Below are 4260 nucleotides of genomic sequence, written 5' to 3' on the forward strand. Positions count from 1 at the left end.
GCCAGCTGCCCGGCGTCGAGCATTGCGCGGTGTTCGGCCTCGAATTGTCCACGAAGGCGGCGCTGTTCCGCGGCCGCAGCCTGGATCCCGGCCGCGTAGCCCGCCGCGTGTCCCTGGGTGTATCCCCGGTCCTCTTTGCGCGACCTCGCGGCCGGTTGGATGTCCGGGAAAACCACCCTCTGGAATTCAGCCTCAGTAGACATAGTCGTCTTCCTCGCCGCGCCGGACCACGATGGCGCCTTCGGCTTCAAGCTCACGGATGGAACGGACAATCTCTGCCCGGGCTTCTTCAACCTGGGAGGCGCGCACCGGCCCGGCGGAAGCCATTTCGGCTTCCAGGATTTCGAGGTTGCGGCCGGACACGTTGGTGCGCACGGCGTCGAGAACCACGGCAGGGGCACCCTTCATGGCGACAGCGAGCACTTCGGCATTGACGCCACGAAGGATCTGCTGGATGTCGCGCCGTTCCAATTTCACGATGTCCACGAAGGTCAGCATCCGGGCGCGCACTTCCGTGGCCAGTTCCGGATCGAGGGTTTCCAGGCCTTCCAGCACGGAACGTTCGGTGTTGACGTCGGAACGGTTGATGATGTCGACGAGTGGCTGGATGCCGCCGACAATCTCGCTCGACTTCCTTTGCGACATGACGGCTCCGGCACGAACCTTGAGCGTCTCGGCCACGATGCCCACGGCCTCCGGCGAAGCCAATCCCATCGTGCTATGCAACGGGCCACCTCACTGCGTTGCACGTCGCCCAAGCCGGCCATGACCGCGGAAGCCTTGCCCGGCCGCAAATGCGCCAGGATCAAGGCGATGGTCTGCGGCATCTCGCCGTCGATGAGGGCCAGTAGCTGGCCGGAATCCATCATTTCCAGGAATTCGAAGGACTTCCCGGCCATCGTGGAGGCGAGACGGTCCATGAAGCCGGCCGCTTTGTCCGCACCGAAGGACGCTTCCAGGAGCCCGACGGCGAATTCCTGGCCGCCGCGGGCCGTCCGGCGTCCGCTGACCGCAAGGTCGTGGAATTCCGTCATGACGTGGTCTGCCACGGATGAGGAAACGCGGCGCAAGCGTACGATCTCGGCGGCGATGTCCTCGGCCTCGGATTCGGAGAACTGGGTCATGACGGACGCTGCGCTCGCAGGGCTCATCTGCATGAGCACCACCGCCACCTTCTGGGCGCCGGTCAAGCCGCCTACGTCCAACTCCCCCGCCCTCATACGGACTGCCTTTCATCCATGAGCCCGCGCAGGTAATCGGCGGTCCGGGCGGGGTTCTCGGCAACCATGGCTTCAATCTGTGCCCGCCGCCGTTCGCCGTCGAGAGCCTCAGCGCCTGGCATCGGCAACGCCGGGACCGGATGCACCGGCGGCAGTTCGATCGCCGAGGTGGCGGGCGGTCCTTCGAGCGCCGGGGTCGAGACCGCTTGAGGCAGCATCTCGTAGTCAAGGCGTTCGCCAAGGTCAACCGGTTCGCGGTGCTGCCGGCGCCGCAGGAGGATCAGCACGAGCACGATCAGCGCTACGACTGCCAGCAGGATGCTGCCCGCGAGAATGAGCGTGTTCATCAAATCCGACTGTTGCTTGGCGTCGGCTTGCGATTTGGCCGCGCCCAGTGCCTGGGCCGCCGCGTCTGCGGCCGAGGTACTGAAGGGCAGCACTTCGACTGTCACCACGTCGCCGCGGGTGGGATCGACGCCGGCCGCGGAAGTGACGAGGGCCTTGACCGAGTTGACGTTGAGTCCGGCCGCCGCCGACTGGTTGATGGCCACCGAGATGGTCTGGCGTTTCACGGCGCCTTGCGGAATGGTGCGGTCTTCGGTGACTTTGTTGACGGCGTTGTTCTTGGTGGTGTCGCTGGAATCGAACGTTCCGTTGCCGTTGGTGCCGCCCGGCACGGCAATGTTGTCCGGGCCAAGGACACCGGAGGCGCCGCCGCCGGTTCCCGTGTACTTCTCGGTCTTGGTGGTCTCGCTGAGCGGAGCGGCATCCTTGGCGGTGGAGAACGTCTCGCTGCGCTGCTGCGCGGACTCGGCGGTCACGTCGGCCGCGACGGCGACGGTGGCGTTGCCCGGTCCCACGACCCTATCGAGTACTGCCTTCACCGAATCGGAGGTGCGCTGTTGGTAGTCGGCGGCTTGCTTGGCGGAGGAGCCCGTGGCTCCGCCTCCCACCGTGGAGAGGACGTTGCCCTGGGAATCCACCACGGTCACGTTCGTTGGCTTCAGGTTTTCGATCGCGGCGGACGTCAAGTGCACGATCGCCTGGACCTTATCGGCGGACAGGGTGATGCCCGGCTGTGTTTCCACGAACACGGATGCCGTCGCGTCCGGAGCTTGTCAACGAACACCGTTTTGGCCGGAAGGGCCAACTGCACGGCGGCTGTCTTCACGCCGTCCATGGCCTGGATGGTGGTGGCGAGTTCACCCTCGAGCGCGCGTTTGTAGGTAACCGATTGCTGGAATTCGGACGAGGTTACGCCGAGCTTGTCGAGCAGCGAATAGCCGGTGGCCGCGGCCGCCGGAAGACCGGCCGCGGCGGCTTTCAGCCGTTCGTCGTTGACCTTGTCATCGGGGACGAGGATGGTGGAACCGCCGTTGCTGAGCTCGTACGGGACATTGTCCTTGCGCAGCTGCTCCACGATCCCGTTGGCATCCGTGTCCTTCAAACCGGAGAACAACGGCGAGTAAGACGGCTTGCCCAACCATGCTGACAGGGCCACTCCGCCGAGCACCAGGACGGCGATGCCGATGATGGCGATGGTGCGCTGCCCTGCCGTGAACCCCTTGAATCCATCGCCCATCTTGCGGAAGAAGGCGGCAATCTGTGGAGGCATCAGGCCTGCATCCTCATGATCTCGTTGAACGCGTCAACGCCCTTGTTCCGCACCGTGGAGACAAGCTCCATGGTGATCTGGGCGCGGGTGGCAGCGATTGTCGCCTTGTGGATATCGTCAAGGTTGCCCGTTACCGCGGACACGGCCAGCTGGTTCGACGTCGACTGCAGTGACTGGAGGTTGTCCACGGCACCAGTCAGCGCCGTCGCAAAGCCGTTGCCGTCCGAAGTTCCCGCGACTCCGGTTACGTTGCCGGCGCCGCCCAGGTAGCCGGTGCCGGTGACGCCCTGCACGGAAAGTCCCCCGCCGCCTTGAATTGCGCCGATCGGGTCCAAAGCCATCAGGATTTTCCTATCTCAAGCGCTGCCTGGTACGTCTCACGGGCCCGGTCCACCACTTGGGCGTTGGCCTGGTAGCCGCGTTGCGCCACAATCAGGGCACCCATCTGTTCGGCGAGGTCGATGTCCGGGTAACGGACATAGCCTTGGGCATCGGCAAGCGGATGGTCCGGTTGATACACGAGCCTGCCGGTCGCACTGCCTTGCGGAGTGCTCTTGACGTACACGCCGGTTCCATCGCTGCCCTCGGCGGCTTCGATGTAGCGGGCTTGGAACGCCTTGCCGCTGGTGCGGGTGGCGGTATTAATGTTGGCCAGGTTGTCCGAGACTGCATCGAGCCATTTGCGGTGGACAGTCAGGGCGGAGCCGGCAATCCCGATCGCGTCGAAAGTCATCAGCTGGTCCTCAGGGCCGTGCGTAGGGCGGTGAATTGTTCGCCGATGGCACGGGAGGCGAACTGGTAGCGCAGGACGGTGTCTACGTTCGAGAGGGTTTCGGTGTCCAGGTTGACGTTGTTGCCGTTGAGCTGGGTGGGTTCCTGGGACGTAGTGACGGAAGCCGTGGCCTGCCCGTCTCCGGCGCTCACCGAGGCCGCAAGCGCGTCTTCGAACTGGACCCTTTTGGCGTGGTAGTTCGGTGTGTTGACGTTGGCGATGTTGTTGGCGATGGTGCGCTGGCGCAATGAGAGCCCGTCGAGGGCGCTACCAAGGGCAACAGAAGTCACTGACTCGAACACGACGGCCTACCTTCGCGAATAGTATGAAGAGGCCGATCCGTGGCCGTGCATCGAGCAATCCCTGCTCAACTTCCACCATCGGCAAGCATGTGGCATCCGTTAGCCGATGAGCGATTGTTTTCAATACTTTCTCTTCAGCCCTGCACATCCAGGAACAGCGGGCGCGCGGAACTTTGGCTGTCCGGGACCGTGCTGAGCGCGTCCAAGTGGGCGAGGGCGTCGTTGCGGACCTTGCCGAGCATCGCCATCGACTCCAACTGCGCGTCCAGTATCCGGCGTGCTGTGTCCGCCAGCTCCTCAGGCAGCGGCCCGGCCTCGTCCGCGGCGGGCGGATTCCATGCCTCGGGCTCG

General features: G+C 64.5%; 7 protein-coding genes and 1 pseudogene. All 8 read right to left on the bottom strand.

Going from position 1 to position 4260, the window contains the following annotated elements; all coding sequences use genetic code 11:
- Window positions 1-203, bottom strand: a 203-nt coding sequence (locus AHiyo1_RS24595) for a hypothetical protein (RefSeq protein ID WP_216363153.1), incomplete at its 3' end; no start/stop codon positions are given.
- A pseudogene (gene fliG / locus AHiyo1_RS08420) lies at window positions 193-1220 on the bottom strand (flagellar motor switch protein FliG). The gene AHiyo1_RS24595 and the pseudogene fliG, both read right to left, overlap by 11 nt.
- Entirely contained in the window at window positions 1217-2308 is a 1092-nt protein-coding gene (locus tag AHiyo1_RS08425) for a flagellar M-ring protein FliF C-terminal domain-containing protein (RefSeq protein ID WP_340639299.1), read from the bottom strand. The pseudogene fliG and the gene AHiyo1_RS08425 overlap by 4 nt, the downstream one beginning before the upstream one ends.
- Window positions 2248-2835, bottom strand: a complete 588-nt coding sequence (gene fliF / locus AHiyo1_RS27890; RefSeq protein WP_340639300.1) for a flagellar basal-body MS-ring/collar protein FliF — start codon at window positions 2833-2835, stop codon at window positions 2248-2250. Before fliF ends, AHiyo1_RS08425 begins: the two co-directional genes overlap by 61 nt.
- Window positions 2835-3176 (bottom strand): flagellar hook-basal body complex protein FliE, encoded by a 342-nt coding sequence (fliE, locus tag AHiyo1_RS08430; protein ID WP_059388251.1) that lies wholly within the window; start codon window positions 3174-3176, stop codon window positions 2835-2837. The genes fliF and fliE overlap by 1 nt, the downstream gene beginning before the upstream one ends.
- Window positions 3176-3568 carry a flagellar basal body rod protein FlgC gene (locus AHiyo1_RS08435; RefSeq protein ID WP_059388252.1) on the bottom strand — a complete coding sequence of 131 codons (393 nt, stop codon included), beginning with the start codon at window positions 3566-3568 and terminating at the stop codon, window positions 3176-3178. The genes fliE and AHiyo1_RS08435 overlap by 1 nt, the downstream gene beginning before the upstream one ends.
- Window positions 3568-3909, bottom strand: coding sequence for a flagellar basal body rod protein FlgB (locus tag AHiyo1_RS08440; protein WP_059388253.1), 342 nt, complete (start codon window positions 3907-3909; stop codon window positions 3568-3570). Before AHiyo1_RS08440 ends, AHiyo1_RS08435 begins: the two co-directional genes overlap by 1 nt.
- Before the next feature lie 134 nt (window positions 3910-4043).
- On the bottom strand, window positions 4044-4260 hold a 217-nt coding region (locus tag AHiyo1_RS24600), incomplete at its 5' end, for a hypothetical protein (RefSeq protein ID WP_445286191.1).

Origin of the sequence: Arthrobacter sp. Hiyo1 (assembly GCF_001263615.2) — a bacterium.
GTDB lineage: Bacteria > Actinomycetota > Actinomycetes > Actinomycetales > Micrococcaceae > Arthrobacter.

Excerpts from the sequence above, each read along its gene's own strand:
- AHiyo1_RS08435 (WP_059388252.1), bottom strand. The coding sequence starts at position 3,568 with ATGACTTTCGACGCGATCGGGATTGCCGGCTCCGCCCTGACTGTCCAC.
- fliE (WP_059388251.1), bottom strand. The coding sequence starts at position 3,176 with ATGGCTTTGGACCCGATCGGCGCAATTCAAGGCGGCGGGGGACTTTCC.
- fliF (WP_340639300.1), bottom strand. The coding sequence starts at position 2,835 with ATGCCTCCACAGATTGCCGCCTTCTTCCGCAAGATGGGCGATGGATTC.